This is a genomic window from Neisseria sp. P0021.S006, assembly GCF_051956895.1.
The window spans coordinates 1-469 of record NZ_JBQCWZ010001178.1 but is presented as its reverse complement, the minus strand read 5'-3'; the positions used below and the strand labels follow the sequence as shown (position 1 = coordinate 469).

Here is a 469-nt window from a genome sequence, read left to right as displayed (position 1 = left end):
ATGGTGCCTTTTGCTTTCAGACGGCCGATGACGTCCTGCAAGTCTTGCACATCGCCGTCTTTACCAACGTATTGGAACAGCGCACCGGAGTATTCGCCTTCATCCGCTTGGGCAAAATCGCCGACCACCAGTTCAAAGCCGAAATATTTGGCGCGGGTTTTCATCACATCCAAAGTTTGCGGATACACGCGCGCATCCACAAAGAAACGCTCGGATTTCACTTTGCCCACGCGGTGCGCCATCGCCATCGCTTCGGCGGCAGCAGTCGCCTCATCCAGCAAAGACGCGCCTGCCACAGGGAAACCGGTCAAATCGATACACACTTGTTGGAAGTTCAACAAAGCTTCCAAACGACCCTGTGCAATTTCCGCCTGATACGGGGTGTAGGCGGTGTACCAACCCGGATTTTCCAATACGCTGCGCAAAATCACATTCGGCACGCGGGTCGGGTAATAGCCCAAACCGATAT

1 pseudogene is annotated in these 469 nt (G+C 54.2%); it reads right to left on the bottom strand.

Going from position 1 to position 469, the window contains the following annotated elements:
• Positions 1 to 469: pseudogene (locus ACTHUM_RS19345) on the bottom strand (glycine dehydrogenase (aminomethyl-transferring)); the annotation flags it as partial.